This window comes from Citrobacter sp. R4 (assembly GCF_026719175.1).
Classification (GTDB): Bacteria; Pseudomonadota; Gammaproteobacteria; order Enterobacterales; family Enterobacteriaceae; genus Citrobacter_A; species Citrobacter_A sedlakii.
In genome coordinates, this window is the sequence record NZ_JAPPSU010000074.1 from 1 (window position 1) to 255 (window position 255).

1 rRNA gene is annotated in these 255 nt (G+C 56.1%); it reads right to left on the minus strand.

Annotated features, from left to right (window positions below):
* A 16S ribosomal RNA gene (locus OOJ60_RS24655) occupies positions 1-255 on the minus strand; the annotation flags it as partial.

Consider the following 255-nt stretch of genomic DNA (forward strand, 5'->3'; position numbering starts at 1 on the left):
TGCGTGCGCTTTACGCCCAGTAATTCCGATTAACGCTTGCACCCTCCGTATTACCGCGGCTGCTGGCACGGAGTTAGCCGGTGCTTCTTCTGCGGGTAACGTCAATGACTGCGGTTATTAACCACAACCCCTTCCTCCCCGCTGAAAGTACTTTACAACCCGAAGGCCTTCTTCATACACGCGGCATGGCTGCATCAGGCTTGCGCCCATTGTGCAATATTCCCCACTGCTGCCTCCCGTAGGAGTCTGGACCGT